Consider the following 22,865-nt stretch of genomic DNA (forward strand, 5'->3'; position numbering starts at 1 on the left):
TGTTTTTTTTGCTTTGTATTGTATATTATTCTAGCAATGTGTACGTAATATCGATAAAACACCAGTAGATTTAAGGTGGTAATGCCGGTGGTAAAATTCTTAAAATGATGGTTTTGGATGTAGGGAGCAAAAAAAGGGAGCAGTAAAAACTGCTCCCTTCCCTGGTATAGCTTGGTAATTCTAATGTGGACTATATCAATGTCGTACCACCAGCTTTTCGTCAAAGATATTGCCGTCAGTGGCCATCATTCTTAAGAGATAGATTCCGTTATTGAGATTCGAGACCTGAAGTACATAGGCACCGGGGCTGGTCTCGAGTTCCAAGCCCTCATAGCTTCGTATGAGACGGCCTGAAACATCGTAGACATAGAGCTTGGTGATATCCGCTTCGGGATTCGACATCGTGATCTGCGTACTCGACACCGCGGCGTTCGGATACATGCTTACCTCGTTCGGAATCGGATCGTTATACGCTACAGGCACCGTTTTATTAGCGTTGCCCGAATTACCGGCGATCACGTTGGAATCAAACGATGGGTTAACTTCCCCACAATTTGTCGATGCCCCGCCCAAACCTGTAGGGATATCGTCGGTTTGCGTAACGTACAGCTTATCAAGCCCTACCCCGCCTTCTCGATGACCGATATCTATTCGGTTTACGCCCTCGACAAATTCGAAGCTCCGCGGCTGGCTCAACTGTTCGTTGAGATGGATCCTGTGCCAAGCGAAATTGTTGCTTGGTGGAATACTGTTCCATCTTACCCATGCACCACCGTTGACACGCACCCAGAAACTGTCTTGGGTTCCACTCGGAGTTTTTACGAGTCCGAATATTTTGTACGTACCCGCAGTCACCAAAAAGTCAAAGCTTACGATGGAACTGGCATTGTTCGAGGGCGAGGACTGGAAATTCGAGGGTGGGGACAAATACTGTCCGCCCGATTGGCTTCCATCGTTCACTGTGGTCCAACCCGAACCTACGATGGCACATTCCGCCTCTAACCAAACCTCCTCAAGATTCGGGTTGACGGCCGTTACGGTAACCTCATCGAAGGCACTGACATTTTCATCATCCGTTACTGTTAACCGGAAGGTATAGCTACCCTCCACAAGTACCTCTGCAGTCATTTCTAGCGTATCGTCATTACCGAGCAAAGCCGTATCCGGTCCATTGACCTGAGTCCACTGATAGGTTACAGACCCGCCATCAGGGTCACTACCGCTGCCGGTCACGATAAAGACATTGGTCGGTAAAGTGACTTCGAAATCGGCACCTGCGTCCACTACGGGATCCAGTTTGCGCGATCCCACACCCAATATCTCGATGGCGGATACTTTGGGCTGGTCGACGCCGTCGCTACCTGCCGCGTCGAAAGCCAGGTTCAGAACCCCATCGGTTACTGCAACATTGAACGTCTTGACCACCACGGTCTGCGGACCTATATCGGCATTGATATCATAATCGTTCAATATCGTGTTGCCTTCCAAGGCGACGTCGAACACCCGTTTTCCGATACCTCCGGTACCACCGCCTGTGGCGCCCCAGTAGATTTCGGCAAAATGGAGTACCACTTGGTAATTACCGTTGTCAACAGAGACATTATATGCAAAGTTGGGAGGTAACGCGCTTCGTTCCGTCTTGTACAAGCTTGGTACGGTAGCACTATTGTTCTCGTATACCTTACCGCCCACAAAATTGGTGTCGGCGGAGAAAGTATTGCCGTTGTGTACGACCTGTGGCCCGCCCGCATTGATACGAAGGGCGAAATCGTTGATCACAGGTTCATCGACCGTAATGGTAACGATGGCCTCGTCGGTTTCGCCCTCGGCATCCGAAACGGTCAAACTTACAGTGTAGACATCCGGGGTCTCGAAGATATGCTGCGGATCTTCATCCGTCGATGTCGTACCGTCCTTGAAATCCCATAGATAGGAAACAATAGCCTTATCGTCGTCGGAACCGTTGGAATTGAAACTGACCTGTAAAGGCGCCTCACCCCTATCGGTATCGGCGTTGGCCACTGCCGTCGGTGCAGCATTGGTAGTTCCAACACTGACAATCTCGATAGCGGATAGTTTGGGTTCGTTCTTTCCATCGCTACCTGCGGCATCCAAGGCCAGGCTCAAGGTTCCGTCCTGAATAACCACATCAAAGGTTTTGGTTACCGCGGTCTGCGACCCTACATCGGCTATGATATCGTAATCGTTGAGTACCGTGTTACCTTCCATAACCACGTCGAAAATACGCGTGCCGACTCCCCCGGGCTTGCCACCGTTGGCGCCCCAGAATAGTTCCGCAAAATGCAGCGTAACCTTGTAAGTACCGTTTTCCAATGGAATTTCATACCCAAAGTTCGGGGGCAAAGCACTGCGCTCCGTTTGGTAAAGCACCGGCAAGGTGGCGTTCACATTGGTATATGATTTTCCGCCAACGAAATTTTGGTCCGCAACGAAAGTCTCGCCGTTATGGACGAGTGCGGGTCCGCCGGCATTGATACGTAGGGCAAAGTCGCTCACCGTTACCGGTTCCACCTCTATGGTAACCGAAGAAGGTTCGCTTTCGAGGCCTTGGGCATCTGATACGATCAGTGTTACGGTGTAGGTACCCGGAGTGTCAAAGGTGTAAACCGGGTCTGTATCGGTGGAGGTATCGCCATTGCCAAACGTCCACTCATAGGATAGTTCGCCAAGGTTTCCGTCGTCGGTAGAATTACTGCCCGTAAAACTTACCTGCAAGGGAGCCTCACCGCTCAAGGGTGTAGCTTCCGCCACTGCCGACGGAGCAGCGTTGGATATAGCGGTATCGATCACTTCGACATTTTCGTATACGGCATTGGTCAAGGTACCATCATTATGGGATGTCGTCGCCAGACCTACGAAGATACTTTCGTTCATGGGTATGTTCACCGAACCGACTGAAGTCCAGTTTCCGTTGGTTTCGGAGATATATCCCGTAAAGGTATTGCCCGAACGCACCATTCGCACGTAATGGGGGAAACCGCCCGGCACCAATGCCGGAGTGGTGAAGTTGGCCCCGCCCATCACTGCGCCTTTTGAAGGCCTGTGCTGGAAACTGTGTCCCGGTCCGCCCAAACTTTGCGGATCGGGCGCGATGATCATCATCGCCGAAGCGGAATTGGCGTCCAAGTCGTTGCGCATCATCACGCCCGCTTTGGCCCAAATATTGGTCGGATCTAAACTTACTACCTGTGCAATAATTTCACCGTCCCCCTCAAGTTGTTGATACACATAATGGAACTCGTCGGCGCTGCCCCAGATATCGACACCGGAGGCACTGACCTCATAGCGGCCGTTATCATAACAGGTCTCCCCATCGGCAGCTACTGCGCCTATGTCGGAGTTCGCCCATTCCTCGGGAAGCTCGCATTCCACAATCGGATCGTCGATACCCAGTACCGTTATAGCCGATAGTTTCGGTTGGTCGACCCCATCGCTGCCTGCGGCATCGAAAATCATGTTCAAAATACCGTCTTCGACAGTTATCTCGAATATTTTTGTTACGATGGTCTGAGTTCCGACATCGGCATTGATGTCATAATCGTTCAGTACGATATCACCTTCCAAGGTCACGTCGAAAACACGTTTTCCGTTTCCACCCGTACCACCACCGGTAGCACCATGATAGATTTCCGCGAAATGAAGGCTTACTTGATATCTTCCATTGTCCAATGGAATGTTGTAACCAAAGGTCGGCGGCGAAGCGCTACGTTCGGTCTGGTATAACGCAGGCACCTGTGCACTGGTGTTCACGTACACTTTACCCCCTACGAAATTCTGATCCGCGGAGAAAGTCTCCCCATTGTGTACGACCTGTGGTCCGCCCGCATTTATACGGAGTGCAAAATCGTTGGTTACCGGCTCTTCGGCAACCACCTGAAGGGTGACGGCATCCGTCAGATCTCCTTCATCGGTAACCGTAAGACTTACGTCGTAGGTACCGGCCAGGGCGTAGGTATGGCTCGGGGATACTTCGGAAGAGGAATTGCCGTCCCCGAAATTCCACTGATAGCTGACCGCACCTTCGGTGTCGGTAGATGCGCTGCCATCAAAACCGAATTGCAACGGATTGCTGTTGTTTGGTGTTGCACTGGCTACTGCGGTAGGCCCCGTGTTCGGCGGTGCGGAAACCGTAATCACGGTCGTAGCGACATCGAAAAGGCTTTGGTCATCGGTTACCGTCAGGCTTACCGTAAACACTCCCGCGGAAGTGAAGGTATAGCTGGTATCGGCATCTGAAGCACTTCCTACGCCGTCCCCAAAATTCCATTCATATTGCAGCGTAGCGGGATTTTCATCCGTAGAACCGCTGCCCGTAAATTCTACGAACAGGGCGGCGGGACCTCCGTCGACATTGGTGACGATCAGAGCGGTCGGTGCCTGGTTCTCGGGCGTAACCGTGATGGAAACGTTGGCAGATGCCGTTAATCCGGATTCATCTTCGATGGTATAGGTAAAGCTATCGGAACCAACATAGTCCGTTTCGGGAGTGTACAGGATGGACAGACCGTCCACCTGCAGTTCGGCCGTACCGTTTTGAGGGGTGTCGACCGTCGTGATTAGGATATCCTGTGCGTTCGGCTCGGAGTCATTGGTCAACAACTGGTCAAGGAGGATGGCCACATTTTGGGTCGTGGTCACCTCATCGTCGACCGCTACCGGAGGCTCGTTGATGTTGATGATCAAAGTGGTGGAAGCTGTCAATCCGTTCGGGTCTACGGCATCAAAATCCACTTCGATGCTACCGGTCGTATCGGCCGGTGGTGTACCGGACAGCGTTCCGTCAACAGTGTTATACGTTAACCAAGTCGGCAGGCCTCCGTTCGCTACGGATGCTGTGATCGTCAAACTGTTCCCGGGATATCCCTTGTCAAAATACTGCGCAATATCCAAATCGAGATTTTCTCCCACATTGGCCAAATAGGCCTCGGTAGGCTGTGCGGTAGGCACGCCTTCGGGACGGATATTGATAAAGTAGAACGTATTATCGTTCCAGTCGCAGTTGGCCGATCCGGCACCGCATCCCCCTTGTACGAAATCCTGCAAAACGATATACTCGTTCGGGACGACGTTGCCTTTGTGATCGATGACCTTATAGATTCGTAAGCCCAAAAGATCCGGTCGGTTACCATTAATATCGTTACCACCACTGCTCAAGTAGTTAGAAACGGCGATCCTAAACGGACCGTTGATCGAATTGGCCGTATCAAAATTGATGTTTGCCCCAGTCTTGGGCAACAGGGTCTGGTAATACCTGGCATCGTGGGAGAAATTGATTCCCCCGACCGTACCGGTACCATTGACCGCCACAAATCTGGCACCGTTGGATCCGGGCCCGCCATGTAGGGCGGAAATCTGGATTCCGATGACCGGCTTGTTGGGATCGGCCTGAACGAAGGTCGATGACAGAATCATATCGCCTTCGTAACCGGCATCGATATTGGCCGGATCGGGATAGTTGGAACTCGGCCTAAACCGAATATCGTTAGGCGGGGTGATGTTGCCCTGATCATTAACAATGCTCAACATGCTGGATTGGAAACCAAAGGCATCAAAAACTTCCTGTGCATTGATTTCGTCGCCACCTTCCGGTTGTGGGGAATAGGCTCCGTGTAGCACCGCGGTGTTTTCAAGCGCATTGTCCGCATTGGAAACGATTTCAATGTTTTCGACGAAAATTCCGTTGTTACCGTTGCCGGTGGTTCCGATGAAGGTGATGTCGAGATCGGCAAAACTTCCGGGGGCTATCGTAACCGGCAATGCGACTAAGGCACCGGTGTTGTCCAGTACTTCAACCGTATAATCGTTGGTATCGGATACGATGGCATCGGTAACGATCAGGTCGCCCGTTCCCGTATTGTTCAAACGCATGACGTTGGCATCGTGAACGAGGCCCTCACCGGGATTGCCCAATCGGTGGAAGGTATAATAGTCATCCGCAGGGAAACCTCGGTCCGTGCCCGGTACCTTGGTCATATTCTCGATGGCCAAGAGGGCACCTGTCGGAGCCTCAATGCTGAAATCGTAAGTCTTTTCAATTAGGTTTCCATTGTTGTCCTCTGCCGTTACGACCAAACTATGCGGCCCTTCGCCCCCTACGGAAATCGGCTGGTCGTAGCTTACGGCAGTGTTACCGTCCAGCGCATATTCCAAGCTGGCGATTCCACCGCTTTCACTGTTGTCAGTGGCTTCCAAGGTAATGTTGACCGTACCCCTGTAAATATCGGGTCCACTTTCATTGCCGTCAAAAGTGGCGATAATGGTCGGCGGAAGTAGGGAGGCGTCTATCGGCGCCAGACGGATGTAATTTACCTTGGCATTTTCGCCGCCAGCGGCCAATGCCAATCGGAGCGTACCGTTCGTCACGTCGACGAACTTGGTATTCTCGAAATTTTCGAAGGTTTCGGGCACTATACTTTGTTGGTCATAGTCGACCACGGTTACCCCATTGACATCCAGTACATGGTTGCTATCGGAAAACTGCGGATCTCCCCCGACACTCATATTGACGGAGTACGTGCCATTCGGAAGGTTTACCACCCAATCCCTAGTGGGGAAATCGGCAGCCGTTCGGTGACCGATTATGGTAAAGGTTTTGGACAGGGCATCATCATTTGTGCCCGTGTTTCTATTCCTTCCGTTCACACCGGCATCTGCAGGAGTCAAGGTGGCGGGTAATACCCAACCGAAAGTCAGGTCGCCCAAGTTGGCCGTACTTTGAACACTGTAAGGCATTCCGATATCATCGATATAGCCAGCGGGGGAAATTTCTAGGTCATCGGGATCCTGGAAATTGAACTGGTAGGTATAGACCAGTTCGTTGGTAACTTCCAAGCTTACGTTGACCACGGCATCCTCATAGTTCGGGGCTTTTGCGGTGATAGTCGCTTGGTAAGAACCTATGGACAAGCTTGACACATCCACACCGATATCAAAGGAAGTACCGAGTTCGAAATTCTCCGGAACGACGACCCATGCCTCCGAGGCTTCCAGTTCGATTCCGGCCGCGGTTATGCCTCCGTTTCTGGATAGGATTACCTGCTGAACTGGAATATCCTCTTGATTAATGGAAGCGATAAAATCTACCTCCCCTTTATTAAATTCCAAGGCCAAAAGACCGCTCTCGAAAGGAATTACGTTATCTATAATAAACATGTAATCCTGATAATCGCCGTTGGAAGCGTCCTCAAAGGCAATCAAGTAGCTGTTTTCTATCGGATTACCGTTTCTATCGGCCATGGGATAAATTCGGGTTCTGTGCGTTACCCCGCCGGTTTGCGTGGCATTGACCGCATCTTGGGTATAGCTCAACCTGTTGAAGGTATTCGATTCCACATAGAAACCGAATACGGAACCCTGCGGATCGAAAGAAGCCTCTCCCGAACCGATGGGTGGGAACAAGGTCTGTGCATTCTCGATACCGTCCGCCAAAATACCGACTTCGTTCGTCGCTACTATGCCGTTATCGTTAGTATACCATCCGAAAGGAAGCGTTTCTCCGGGGGAATAGCGTCCTACTGGGGTCACATTGATAGGCGCATCGTTGGCCTTGATCCACAGTTCCACCTCCGACTCGTCACCTACTGGGTTCGGGTCCACGCCATTGGCCAGGGAAGTCCATCCTACATCGATACCGATACCCAAGGCATCGACAACATCCTGTAAGGCCGGTTCCTCACCGCCCTCGAAACCGCGTTTTTTGAGGGCATGCAGACCTACCGAGAAGGTCAGATTTTCGGTAGCGTCACTGGTAATGGTCAAACTGGCTTCCTGATAACCCAGGTCGGTATTGTCCAAATCCGGGGCATAGGTCACCGTATATATTTGGCTTTCCCCGGGATTGATAGTTATAGCTCCGGCTGGTTGTACTGTTTCGAACTGATCGCCGAACGAACCAGTTATCGAAGCACTCGAAATATTGAGTACCTCGTTGCCATCGTTGGTCACTTCTACCGTTTTGGTATCGGTGTTGTTGCCTTCGTTGTTTACCGTGGTCTCGAAAATAAGTTCGTTCGGGGCAGCGACAATTTTAGGCCCTGTAGTTGCAGGTACAGTGGCCCTTAGCAAGGTCAGCCTCGGCGTGCCGTTACCGCTACGGTCGTACTCGGAAACGTAGATATTACCGGTTTCGGGATCTTCGACCACGTCCAACGGATCGTCAAAACCGCCCATTCCGGGTACGTCACCGTTCACGTTGCCGATATTGCCGTTCGCTTCGGGCTGCATGACGAGCAGGTCGTCCTGTCCGCTAAAACGTACGACCATCAAAAGGCCCTGTAACTTGCCTCCGAAGGCATCGCTTTTGTATTCGATGACGCCATTGGGCGATTTGTTAAACTCGAAATCGTAGGCCGGTTCCCTGTAATTTGGGTCAGGACCTAAATTATCGGGGTATTTGGCCACATCGGTATGGCTGGCTTCCTGCTGGCCGGGAACGCCGCTGTAAGGGGCACCGCCGTGGTTCAAAATAAACTCTCCGCGATACGGGTTCGGATGTCCGTGGTACGAGCCTCCCTTGGTCTTGAAGAGCCAGTCCTTTTGGGTCTCGTTGCTATTTGTAGCCGGTGCGGAAGGAATAGTTGTAAGTCCATCTATCCTTCTCGCCAACGGGTAGCTTGCCGTTGCAGGGGTATTGGAACCGCCGGCCGTACCGTTCGTGGGTACGTACAGCCAGCCGTTACTATGCCATACCAAGTCGTATGCGTTGCGTACCCCAGTAGAAAATAAGGTCAATGGCGCATTGGTAGCATACGGGTTGTACGTACCATCACTCATCGTTAAACTCGTCGACGAAGCTGCATTTATGACCCCAATATCATCGGTGGTGTACGCACTAAAAGGCAAGTTGGAAGGCAATTTATTCAATTCCAGCTTTAGGACCGCCGCCGTTAACAAACGTTCCGGTCTAAAGGCCCAACTGCCATCGGGCTGGCCCCCGGCGGAATTACTGCCCTGGTTGATATACATCTGGCCTTGTGGGTCAAAAGTGATGCTATTGGTCAAATGGTCTTTTGAAGATCGTGGCAAGTGGATGATCAGATCCTCCACTACGCTAAGGTCGGGGCCGCTCAGACGGGAAAGTACCCCGTCCCATTCCGGACCGCTACTTTCGGAAGCGAAACTATGGGTGATATAGGCAATCAAGTTATCAGCCGTCGCCGCGGGGTCGAAGGCAAAACCGATGATCAGGCGGTCGTTATTGTTCCTAGCGCCGTTAACCGGATGCGGGGCACCCTGGAGTACCGGGGAAAGTATCTGCAGATTTTCAAGCGTACCGTCCGCCGCCATATCCCAGCGGTATATTTTTCCATCGGAGGCAAAATCACCGATGGTGCTGCCATATAATTTGCCGTCGGGACCTACGGCCAGACTGGAGAACCTTTGGTCTAGCGTGCCATCGCCCAAGACGGTGCCACCCTCAATTTTGGTGAACTCCACTCCAGTTAGGTCGAGCGGGGTCACGGTTTCTTCATCACCGGTCGTCAGATCGGACTCAAAAGCCACGAACGGCAAGCGATCGTTAAGGTCACCGAACCGGTTCGCCTCGATGCCGCTAGTTAGCTTAAACCGATAATTGGTGAAGGCTTTCGGTGGACTAAGCGGGGTCAAGGTAATGGCATCGCCACCGCCCGTATCATTGGAATTGGAGGGAACCAATACTTCGTTACCGTTTACGATTTCGTAAAGGTTGACGTTTCCGACCAAGGTAGCCTTGTCCAGCTCATATCCAACGGGTACCACCACATCTACCGTAATCTGAAAATCGTTGATGGCCACATCGGTGGCATTGTCCGCTGGATTCACGTTGGCGAAGAAAGGCTGAGCGATAGATTCGGAACCGATAACCTCGATTGCTGAAATAATTGCATTATTGGTAACGGCTGTAAAGTCAATCGTTAAATTACCATCTGTCACGGCAATATCGGAGAATGTCTCCGTAATCAAAGTACCTGGGGTTGCTTGTGCGTTTAGGTCATAATTAGTAAGTGAAGCTTGTCCATCTTCTATTGCGACATTAAATACACGACTTCCTGTACCTCCTTGTCCACCTCCCGGGATACCGAAGAAAGGTTCTATAAAATATAGTTTAACGGTATAAGGACCTGTGCCTGTTACTGGAATAGCGTATCCGAAAGGCGTACCTGGCTGTCCGGCATCATCATTCGAGAAACGATATTCCAAGAACAATGGATCTTCGGCTGTGCCTGCAACATCAAATGTCTTAAATGATACTTCTGAATTACCGGTCAAGAATGTTTCATCCAATTCCCATAGGTTGCTCTGAGCATCTGTATAAGTCGCCGTACCGCCAGCATTGATTCGAGTAGCTACCAAAGCAACCGGATTCTCCGGAGCAATAGCAAAATCCTCAAAAGTATAGACCACATTGGCCGATGTTTCACGTCTTTTTGTAGCAAAGATCCCGGCAAAACTTTGATTATCATAGGAGGCATTTCCGGCTAGATATTCTGAGGGCAGGGGCAGACCTCCAAGTTCCACTTCCAATCCACTGTTTAAGGTATAGGAGGCCACTAGTGCATTGTTATCCATATCAACAAACAGTCGCAATTGTACCGTACTGGTATTTAAATTCTCTACCGTTGCAATAACCTGATCAACATTCTCTGAAAGTCCGTTTAGTTCAGATCTTAGCTCTAATTGTCCATTACCATTTGCTATAAGTTTTACAAAGTTATCCTCATTCAATCCAAACCAAAGTCCGGCCTGTTCCGAATTATTGCTACCATCCGTATATGGATTCACTATGGTAGTGGTAATGCTGAAATTCCCGTAGGTATCCGCATCAAATCCTACTCCTAACGTATTCACCTGGGAATTGACATCTGTACTTTGAGTGTTTCCAGCACCCTCTGTTCTAAAGGCAATACCATTATTAGCTTCTAAAACAAGATTGCCATTGCCCAGACTTATTTTGCCTGGCTCATAACCTAATACATCAGGGTTTGAGATAGGCAGATCCAAATCAAGTCGAACCGATGGATTATCCACCATGGTAAAGCCAGTGTTGGATAAACCGCCCTCTGTTCCATCAAAATCTAGACTATATGGAAGCGTCACCGTAATTTCTTCACAATCCAAGGTACTAATTGGAGAACAAGCTACCAATTGATCCTCACCAGCAGGCTTAATGTTTCTCGCAATGACTACGATATCCTGATAATCAAATCCACTTATATGTTCTTCTGTGGCTATGATATAGGCATCGGTTTCGTCTGGCATGGCGTATACACGTACATGATGTGGAATCGCGTCAGGAAAAGTATTCAATGCATCTTCACTGAACAACTTACGATTACCAAAGAACGGCCATTCACTATAGAAACCAAAGCTTTGGGTACCAGGATCAAACTGACCTAGGCCCGTTAAGGGTGGATTTAGTCGCTGTCCATTGCTTGTAGGATCGTTGGTTACCGTAATCAGCTCGTTAAGAGCGGAAGCATTACCAGTGTCATACCACCCAAAAGCAACCACAGGATTTGAACCAGTTGGACCATAAACACTTAACAATTCCAAAGTAACCGGAGCATCTACTGCTCTTTCAAAGCTTTGAATATCAAGTTCATCGCCCAACATTCCGCTTAGAGCTGCTTTATAAGCATCACTACCCACAGTAAGGCCACTAACATCAAACACATTTGTAGCAGCATTTTCATCGCCAACATCAACGGCTCCGCTACCCAATCTTGTATCTAAAAGCCATTGTAAGGATGGTTCATTAGAACCTCCTAAGCCTAGCTTTCCTAAACCATTTAAAGGGATAATTACGTCTTCAACACCCGTTCCCGAAATAGTCAATTGGGCAGTCTTGGGCCCAATGGAAGTAGGTGTGAAAATAATATTGAAGGCATCGGAATTTTGAGCATTTAAAGTGAGCGGTAAACCACTTACTTGAAACTGGCCGCTATCAGTACCTGTAATCTGAGCTGAAATACCAGTTAAGGTAGCATTACCAAGGTTTGATAATAAGATCTCCTGATTATAATCACTACTCGTCACCGCATCCCCAACTACCTCTTCTGTATCTAAAACAATTAAGGCTTCTGGCGCTGCCTGAGCATTAGGTCTCAGAAGCACTATTTCGCTTCTGCCATAATCTGAAACATAGATATTTCCGTTGGTAACATCTTCCACCAAATCTAAGGGATCACCGAAACCGGTAAATCCGGGGATACCCTCCTTAAATGTGGCAATATCACCATTTGGGCCATCTGGAACCAAGGCAATAATATCACTGCCACCGCTATAGCGCACAACCAACAGAGCTCCTGTAAGGTTTCCGTTCTCCGCATTACTGCTATATTCAATAACCCCGTTTGGAGACTTATTATTCTCAAAATCGAAAGCATCGCCTCGATAGTTTATATCGGCCACAACGCCATTATAAACCGTATTATTGACATCCGCATCTCCGCGGTTTAGCACAAACTCGCCTCGTAAAGGGTTCGGGTGTCCATAATACCCTAGAGGATTGGCAGGATTCAATCTAAACAACCAGTCTTTTTGGACATTGTTATTATTGGAAGCCGGAATTATCGGATAATTACCACTTACCGCATCATGATCGTAAAAACTACCATTTGGTCTTCTTGTATCATCTATGGAGGCTGGGGCATTACTTCCTCCGGCAGTTCCGTTAGTTGGAATATACAATTGGCCGTTAGAATGCCAGACTAAATCGTAGGCATTTCTTATTCCTGTGCCAAATAAAGTCAATGGGGCATTTACGTAAAAAGGATTATAAGTACCATTATCCGTAAATGTTTCTCCGTCCTCAGTGTAGGTGCCCACAGTAGAAACCAAAGTCGATGAATTCACATCAACATTGTTAATTGCTGCTGGGTCCATCGTGGTTTTAGCATTTAAAGGCCAGTTGCCTTCCGGCAAAAGGTCTAGATTTAAACGCAAAGCGGCAGCAGACAGTAATCGTTCTTTTCTATTTCCCCAAGCATTATCCGGAGCACCGGCAGCACTATTACTACCCTGATTGAAATAGAGCACATTGGGCTCTCCTGGCTTAAAGCTGATGCTATTGGTTAAATGGTCTTTTTTAGACCTTGGTAAATTAGTGACTATTAAAGCTTCTGTTTCTAAGTTCGCTCCAGTAAGTCTTGAAATATTACCATCCCAGGCAGGGGCACCACTCAGGCCACCAGAATTATGGGAAATATAGGCGATCAAATTCTGAGCCGTAGCGTCGGGGTCAAATGTCAAGCCCACTGAAGTACGGTTGTTATTATAATTGGCTTTCCAAGCATCCAATTGTTCTAAACCAGATAGTGTACCATCACTTTCTATGGACCATCTATCGATATCGCCATTTATCTGTAGGCCGTATAATTTTCCATCTGGGCCAATCGTAAGTGTTGAATATTTACTACCTGAAGCCACTGCCCCTGCATTGGCAAAGGAAACATTGTCCAAGTCCGTTATAGGTCCGGTATTACCACTTCCAGTAGTAAAGGTAGAAGCAAAGACCTCAAAAGGCTCCCCTACTAAGTCCAATACGCCATCAATCTCAAATCTATATTCCGTATTGGCCTCTAAAGGTGCAGTAGGGACCAAATTAATGGCATCACCACCCCCGGTTCCATTAACACTGGCCAATACTTGGTTACCATTTTGAACCTTGATCAATTTAACCGTATTATTTGTTATGGTGCTATTGTCTACCCCTGCGTTACCTAAATCGTCAACATTTGGCAAAACCAGGTCATTCGCAGAAATACTCGTATTCACAGGTACTCCTGTAGCACCATCGACTGGAGTAACTCCTGCTACTCTTGGGGTTTGAACACCACCCGTAGTGGCTACAATCTGTACACTATTTATTTTGGTATTCTTACCACCTGTTCCTAAGGGGTCTAAAGTCAATCTACCATCGGAAACCGCTATGGTGGCACTTTGAGAAGTGAATCTTGTACTCGCGCCTACAACACCAGTTGGTATGTAATTATCCACCACATTTATACCTTCTGCATTGATTCGATGGGCAGGAATATTGGCTGCCGGATTATCAACATTCGGATCTCCAACGAATACAGTCACCAAATAAGTTCCATTTGGAACCTCAATTTCCCATTTGGCATCCGGTAAGTATCCATTGGCAGCATTTGTGGACACGTCCCCGTATTGCATATGGCTAAGCGTATTGTTCAAAACACTAACTCCTGCTACCTCCCTATTTCTTCCGTTCAATGTAAGATTGGCGGGTGCCGACGTATTGGCATCCAACCATCCATAGGCAAAACCATTACCCCTATCACCGTACGTGTCACCTGCATCTTTTTCATAATTCTCGGGGGCAGGAGTTGCTGGATCGGAGAAATTGATATTCACCGCAAAATCATTTATGGGTTCTGTAATTTCAAGATTTATCTGCAGTTCACCATTGGTATACCCTAAATCAGGCTGGTCAATGGCAAAAATCGTAGTACTATAGTTTCCTGGGGGCAAGTTTTCTACTATTCCGAATGCCAAAGCTCCGATTACCGGGTCTGTTGGCAATATCAACCAAGAAGCCGCATCTGGGTCATCACTTAAAATAACAGTAGGAGTGCCCGAACTTGCGGATAAAGTAACCGTTTGTGAAGGAATTACTTCTCCAGTTTCTCCTGAGAAGTTTAATTCTGCAACGTCAAAAGAGAGGGAAGCTTCTTCCGAAACTCTAAAATAGTCAAAAGTGGCATCGAATATTGCTCCAGGAGGGGTGCCATTTCGATACGTAGCATATACTCCTGCAAAGCTCGCGTTTCCTACTTCCGGATTAATTTCTTTTCCCGTAACATAATTTGAAGGAATCAATAAGCTTCCTAAAGAAGTCCTCGATCCAGTTCCTACCGTATAAAAAGCCTCTACCGATAGGGCCGTTGGATCGACGACCATCTCCAAAACAACATCTTGCGTAGAAGCAGTCGCATTTACTTGAAGCTGATCTGTTGTATTATTTGCAGAAGCGCCAGCTCTTTCTACTCGAAGTTCAATATTATTATTGTTTACATCAAGCTTCACAAAGTTGTCATCGTCAATACCAAACCAGAGACCTGCCTGAGCAGAATTACCACCAGTTGTAATACCAAGTAATTTTGTTTCTATTGTAATAGGGGAATTGATATTTTGTAAACCAAGCCCAACTGTATTTATTTGGGCATTGTTATCTAAATAGGCAATCCCTTTATTTGCTGTAATTACTAGGTTGCCGCTTGAAACGGATAGGTTTCCTGGCTCATATCCAGGTACATCCGTATTACTAGGTGCACCGTCTTCCGCAACTCGCGTTCCCGAATAGGGATCTACCATTGTAAAGCCAGTGTTGCTAAGGCCTTCTCCAGTTCCATCAAAATTCAAGTCGACAGAAGTGCTTGTAACAATTTGATCACAAGGCAGAGTGCTGAATGGACTACAAGGGGAAGGAGTTTCAATAATATCTTCTGTTACCACCTGAGCATAATCTGTACTTAGACGAATCGGGCCTATTTTGCCATTATTCGCCGTACTGGTAGAGCTTATAAAAATTCTTCCCAGCTTAGGAGTGCCGTTTATCGCTTGTGTATCGGAAGCTGGTATCCAGACATTATCGCCTTCGGTTAGTGTTGGCGCAATAGTATATTCATAAGAAATAGAATCTACGCCATCCCATACGCCCTTTACTACGAATTGAAATAACTGGTCTGGACCAATAGTGGTTTCACCACTATTGGAATTTGAACCTCCAAGTCCTAATCGAGCATTTATATTCCCTCCATAGCGTCCAATGATATGTCTTACCCAAGCCGTAGCTTCTCCCCCATCATCATCCACCCTAATAGCGACCCGGATCCGATTTCCTTCGCTACCACCTAATTCTGCTATGTTAAAATAGGTGCCATAATAGAAAGGCACATTCGCCTGTAAAGAAACAGGTGCATCAATCAACTTTTGAAAATCGTGTACGGCAATAGCATTTGTATTGTTTATCTCCAGCGAGAAGGAAGTACCAGGCGTAAGTCCCTCATTAAGCACCGGAATTCCTTCCAAATTTTCATCGCCAGTTTGTTTCACCCAATCTCCATTGGAGATGGCATCCAAATCACCTGTGGAAGGTGTATAAGAATCGAAATTTTCAATAAAAGCGAAGGTATCAGTCTGGGGATCCTCCTTAGTTACCGTCACGGTCCAGGTCTTGGTAGCACCATTCTCTGCCGTAACTACATAGTCCACCGGATTCGTGAAATCAACCTCGTCTCCTGATGCAGGAGCAATTGCCGCAAGATCAGATACCGTTATGATAGGCATTAAAACTGCAAGATCTGCATCATTGAGAACCTCTAAAGCTACTATACCCGTATCGGTCCCGGTCGACGCTATGGTACCATCTATCCCGTTTATCGCAAAAGTTAAGATCTCCGCCTGATCGCTCAGTGGAGCAGTGACCTCTTCAATAGCAAAATCCTTAAACAAGAAATCGAGGCTTTGGTCCGCTGCCGCATTGCGATGCGTGGTAAAGATCCCAGCAAAATTCAATAAGGCAGTAGGGTTCGCCGTATCGTAGGATGTACCATCAAAATAAAATTCGGGGACTGCAATGAAATCTGCGCTACCATTGGTCACCAACACTTCCGTTCCCGTTCCTAAGGTATAGTACCCTTGTACCGTATTGGCTATAGGGTCAAATTCCAATCGCAACTTTAGCGCTTCCCCAACGGTAAATGAAAAACCGTCCATATTCACCTCCACGATAGATCCTGGGTTGTTCGTTAGATCCTCTACTTGCAGCTGTACTCTCTGGCTCGTGGCCCCCGTTTTTGAAAGAACCAGTTTTACATAGCGATCCTCGTCCAAACCGTACCAAATACCTGCTTGTTGCGAACTGTTTCCTGCACTGGCAGAAAAATCGGGAACAACTAGCGTCGTGCTCACACTAAAAGTAGAAGCAGGTGCACTTAGACCAACACCCATGGCATTGAGCTGTGAATTGGTATTGGCACTACTAGGGATCCTCCCTATATTTTGTAGTTGACTAAAGAAAATACCCTTAGTACTGGTAATGGTCAATCCATTGGCATCCTGTGCTATTAGATCTGGCGCATAACCCGGTATACGCGCATCCGTAATACTAGCATCATCACCAGCAAGTCTGGCGCTAGGTGCCAAGACCGTCGTTAAACCGGATTGCGATAAGTTGCCATTGGCAACCGTAAAATCTAAGTTCAATGGTAGCGTCTGTACTGCTACCTGATCACAGGGCAAACTGCTTAATGGGTTGCATATAGTATCTAAAACATCGATGGTGATTTGATCCGAAACAGCGTTCGCCCCATCACTTACTTCTACCGTAAGCGTATACTGTTGCGCCGCCGCATAATCCACAAGCTGCGAAATAGTAATTTCACCGGTAGATTCTCCAATCGAAAAAATGCCATCCGTATTACCATCTGTAATACTATAAGTAAGAGCATCATCATCATCTATAGCCTCCACGGTACCTACAACAGCGTCTAAACCAGAAGCCTCCCCTATGGAAAAAACCTGATTAGCCGTAATAACGGGAGGAGTATTTACAGGCGGCAATGCTTCCGTTACCGTTACATTATAGACTTCTATAGTCCCATCTTCAGCGGTGACCGTATACGGAACAGCACCAGTACTAAAGTCCTGCGCTTCTCCAGAAGCTGGCAGTATAGTAGCCCCATCCGATAGGGTGATTGTAGGAGAAAGTGCTGTCAAATCGGTACCATTGGCCACTTCTATGGCAATAGCGCCTAAATCCGTATCTATGCTAGCAGCACCCGTTTGAACTCCGTCCAATACAAAAGTCAATATATCAGTCGCATTACTTTGTGCCACAGGTAAAATTTCTATAGCTTGGACGATACCATTATTTACGGAAGCTAAAAAGTCAATATTAAGTTCTTCATCGATAACCTCAACATCAAAACTTAATATAGCTAAACCTCCCTTGCCATAAGTTGCAAACAGATCCAGACCATCTATAAGTACATCCCCTTCAAAGGAAACGTCAAATATTCTCGCATTTGCAGCTGTTTGGAAATTCTCGACCATATGAACAGCTACGGTATAGTTACCGTTGGCAATAGGAAAATTATAACTGAACTCAGGCCCATATCTTCTTGGGTAATACAGGTCAGTATGTCCTCCGGGCACTGTATATGGGCTATACGCAGTGCTAGAAACTGTTGTTACTTGGGTTTCTACCAAGAAAGACAAGTCTTCTGCCTGATATACATCAGCATCCCTGGTATACTCTGTACCTGCAACGTTCATACGGAACGGAGCAGAAAGAAATACAATAGGAGCCTCCGTTACGGTAAGATCGGCATCCAAGATGGCCGGGGTAAAGCCCGTAGCAGTTGCTATGATTCTGTTGTTTCTTGTATCCGCAGCACTTAAAGTACTAGCGTCGATTGTAAAAACAAATTCCCCCGGCACATCCGTTGCCGGTAGACTTAACCAGTCATTTGAATTTCCAGCTTCAACATTGATAGGATCGTCTTCTATATTCAAGGTGATATCGGTGGCACCTACTCCTGATAGCGTACTTGTAAAAGAACCAATTACCCCTGCTTCTAAAGTTTCACTGGCCGTATTCGGTCCAAAGGCCAATATTCCATTTACCGGAGTACCTGTACTCTCCACAACTTCTATGTGTGTGATCTTGGAATTAAATCCGCCCAGACCGTTCATGGTCAAAGCCCCATCGGTAACTTCTACGATAATAGTCGCTACCCTAGTCTCTGTATCAGCAGGACGGAATGCTGGGATAATCGTATAGCCTTCCAAGGTTGCCGTATGGCGGCTGTCTACATTGTTAGACGCCTTATCTCCAAGTCCAAGGGTAACCGCATAAACACCGTTTGGAACAACTAGCTCCCAGTACAATTCATTTTTACGAGGTTCTCCATCTCCCCATCCAGCAATATTATCCCCTTGGAAGTGAACCAAAGTACCTGTTAATTTTGTTGGAATATCCGCACCATTATAGGTCCCAATATCCGCTAATCGCATTCTTCCAACTCCAGAAGAATTACTAGGAGCTTCATCGGAAGCATCCCACGGACTATTATCTGACAAAAGTTTCCAACCAAAATCATAATCCGTACCATTTACGGTGACAGCTGCATTCCCAAAATCCTTCCCATAATCCGGTAAATAGCCCGTAGGGGGTACAGTACTGGAAGGATTGTTCTGGAAGTTTATAAAGGCAAGGAACGGCGTTATTTCGTCTATATCGGTAACAGTAATGGCGATATCCTGTGTTGCTGTAAGAGTACCGGAATCCGTAACGGTAACCTGAATATCGTAGATATTGTCAGCTCCAACATCAGTAGGGGTCTCAAAATCCGGTTCGACCAAAAAGGTCAAATCCCCTGTGTCCGCTTCTATAGCAAAAAGCGTATCGTCAACACCTCCACTTAACGAATATGTGATTCCGGAACCTTCGGAATCCAAATCATCGGCTACCTCCAAATCAAGAACAGCGGTTTGGTTCTCCTCCACTTCAAGAGCATCCAAACTGGAAATGACGGGAGATTCATTGGCCTTCCCCACATTAGCAATACCCGGAGTTCCCAAATCACCAATACCGAACACTGCGGTAGCGGCAGACCAATTGCTACCAATAGCATTGTCTTCGGTCGGTGCGTTTAAAGCAATAGAGGCCCCTTGTGGATTAGGAAAGGTAGCACCATCGTAATCAACGCGGTCTATCTCATTGTCGGCGTCATCGACCAATACCACTTCATCACCAGTGTTTGCCAATATGAAGCCACTATATTGATAATCCACAATTTTCCCGCCGTTGGTACCAACTTCCAAATTATTGCCCAGCACCAAATAGCCCGATGCGGGAATAAGCAATTGACCGCCATCCGAAGTAATTTCATGAGAGTCGGCATTATTGTCCTTAATAATCCATCCATTAATATTTACATCCTCTGTTCCGGGATTGTAAAGTTCAAACCATTCACCCGCAGTATCGGTAACCGCAGCAGGATTTATCATAATTTCGTTGATGACCAGAGCAGTATCCGCCTCTGGAACATCGGTTACCGTAATTGTGATATCCTGAAGAGCGGAAAGAGCACCTGAATCGATTACCGTTACCTGTATATCGAAGCTATTATCTCCATCAGCGTCGTTCGGCGATTCGAAATCAGGAGCCGTTTTAAAGGTGACCAAACCTGTAACAACATCTACCTCGAACAGGGCATCGTCGTTCGCGCCGGTCAAGGAATATTGAAGTCCGGACCCTTCAGAATCGTTGTCATCGCTGGTATCGACATCGATGGCCGAGGTTTGATTTTCGGCCACGCTGGCAGTTGCCGCACTGGTTATGGTCGGTGCCGAATTAGCCAAGACGGACTCGGTAACGGTCACCGCCCAATCTTGTGTAGTCGTATCGTCTTCGGCGGTCACGGTATAGGTTACCGTACCGGCACTGAAATCGACCGTATCGCCGGAAGCCGGGGTAACGGTGGCACCAGCGGAAAGGGTAATCGCTGGTGCCAACCCGTTCAAATCAGTACCAGTGGCCACCTCGATATCAATTGTGCCCGGACCGATAATCGCCTCAGCGGTCTCTTCGGCCAGCGCAAAGGTCGAAATTTCGGTCTCCGTGCTCGCAGGAGCGGTGACCGTAAAATTCGCAGTCAAAATAGCGGGAGTTGAACCTTTGGCCGTAGCAATTATAGAACTGTTTTTGGTATCGCCAATAGCCAAACTTGTGGCATCCATATTGAAATCCACCTGTCCCAAATCAGCTGGCGGTAGGTTCATCCAATCGTTAAAACCGGTTTCATCTATATTATCGTCGATGGTCAGTGCAACGCCCGCTGCTCCTGCGCTAGAAAGATTGCTGGAAAAGGTTCCGGTCGATCCCGCGGCCAAAGATGGACTAACCGCTGCCGGGTCGAATGCCAGGCTACCGTTTACCGGGCTACCGGTACTTTCCAAAATATCAATATGTGTCACCTTGGAATTGAAGCCACCTACCCCGTTGAGGGTCAAAAAACCGTCGGAAACGGAGACGGTCATGGTCTCGGTTTTTACTTGACCCGAAGCTGGTACGAAAGCTGGTATAATAGTATATCCCTCAATGGTAGCGCTATGCCTACTATCGGTAGAACTGCTCTTATCTCCAAGTCCAACGGTAACATCATAAGTGCCATTCGGCACCTTCATCTCCCAGATAAGTTCATTACCTCTATTCTGTCCGGCCCAGCTAGCAATATTATCTCCTTGAAAATGCACTAATGTACCTTCTAATTTATTCTGGAGAGATGCTGTGTCATATGTTCCCGTAATTCTGTTTCTTCCAGCGCTCTCCGTCCCGTTTACATCAATTGAAGTTAGATTATCAGCCTTCTTCCAGCCATAATCGCCCTGTACTGGAACAGCAGGAAAGCCCAAACCAAAATCGGCAGAATATCCTGATGGAGGTACAGTGGCTTCGTCTTGAAAGTTAACATGCGCCTGAAAAGGAGCTATGACTTCCTGAACGTAAAAAGAATCATATGAGATGACCATAGAGCCTCCAGTAGACCTTCTTGTGGAGGTCATTATACCTGCATAGGCCAATCTATCTGTTGCAATATTGCTGTCGTGGTCAACACCGTCAAAAAAAGTATCAGGGGCCGCAAGGAAATCCGTTCCCCCGGTCACTTGTACTTCACTACCGTTATCCAAAGCATAAAATCCTCTGATTGAATTATCGGTAGGGTCAATGGATATCCTAAAGGTAATATCGGTGATTCCGCTTATATTGAAATTAGCCGTATTGAACTCCGTAATAATCAGATTGGCCGAATTACCGGGATCGGTCTGCTCCAAGGCCATTTGTATTTTCTGCTGGGTTGCCGATGCCTTTACCACGACCAATTTGACAAAGTTATTTTCGTCGAGACCGAACCATATCCCCGCTTGTTGCGACCCGTTCGAACCACTATTGGTGGTAGTCGCAAAATTGGGCTGTGCAATCGTCGCGGAAACGTCGATGACATTCGGTCCGGCACCGAACCCCACTCCCAAAGCGTTCATCTGTGAATTCGTAAGGGTACTACTCGGAGAGCCCGAAAGTTGGTTGAAGTTTATCCCGTTGGTGGCGGTTACATCCAACCAACCTCCCGAAACCGCAAGATTGGCCGTCAAGAGTCCCGGAATATCGGGATCTGCTCCGGCATCATCTGAAGCCAACCTGGCCGAGGGCGGATCCACCATTGTAAAACCAGTGTTGAGGATTCCTCCATCGGTGCCGTTGAAATTCAAATTGACCGGTAGATTTACATCCACTTCGGAACAGTCCAACGGACTTACCGGGGAACATGGGGTTTGACTAAATGCGAGGGACGAAAAGAGTGCAAAACACGAGATTAAGGTAATTTTTCTCATATACGGTTGGTATTAACATGGTTAGCGGGGGCAATTTTTATAAATTTTCTATTTGGATGGTCTAAACCGTCTAAAATCTTGGGAATGCCTAGAACTTGCCAGAACACAAAATGCGAGGTAAACAGCGATTTGAAAAGAGCATGCAGGATATTGCTAGGATGTGTAATCCTCAGAAGGAAACTCTGGAAAATAAAAAGCAAGGGTACGCCGAAAAAAGCGCACCACAGAACTACGTGGGGCTGGTACATACTCAAAATGTTGGTTTGGTTTGAACCCGGACCCTATCTGTTACGGCACGAATTCAAAAATTAGCAGGTAGACGAAGTAAAGTGTAAGAATTTGGGTGTTCTGGTAACTTATACGTGGTTAATGATAGAAACTCTCAATGGAAATCCATCACCATAATCGCTCATTGACAGTATTTTATCGATGAACTGCACGCC

The 22,865-nt window shown here is 47.6% G+C and carries 1 protein-coding gene; it reads right to left on the reverse strand.

Going from position 1 to position 22,865, the window contains the following annotated elements:
- Positions 1-195: 195 nt before the first annotated feature.
- Positions 196-22,422, reverse strand: coding sequence for a malectin domain-containing carbohydrate-binding protein (locus tag ACEW8S_RS07240; protein ID WP_373517497.1), 22,227 nt, complete (start codon positions 22,420-22,422; stop codon positions 196-198).
- Between the last annotated feature and the right edge of the window lie 443 nt (positions 22,423-22,865).

The organism is Pricia sp., assembly GCF_041745955.1.
Lineage (GTDB): Bacteria > Bacteroidota > Bacteroidia > Flavobacteriales > Flavobacteriaceae > Pricia.

Coding starts and splice junctions, on each gene's coding strand:
- ACEW8S_RS07240 (WP_373517497.1), bottom strand. CDS start 22,422: ATGAGAAAAATTACCTTAATCTCGTGTTTTGCACTCTTTTCGTCCCTC.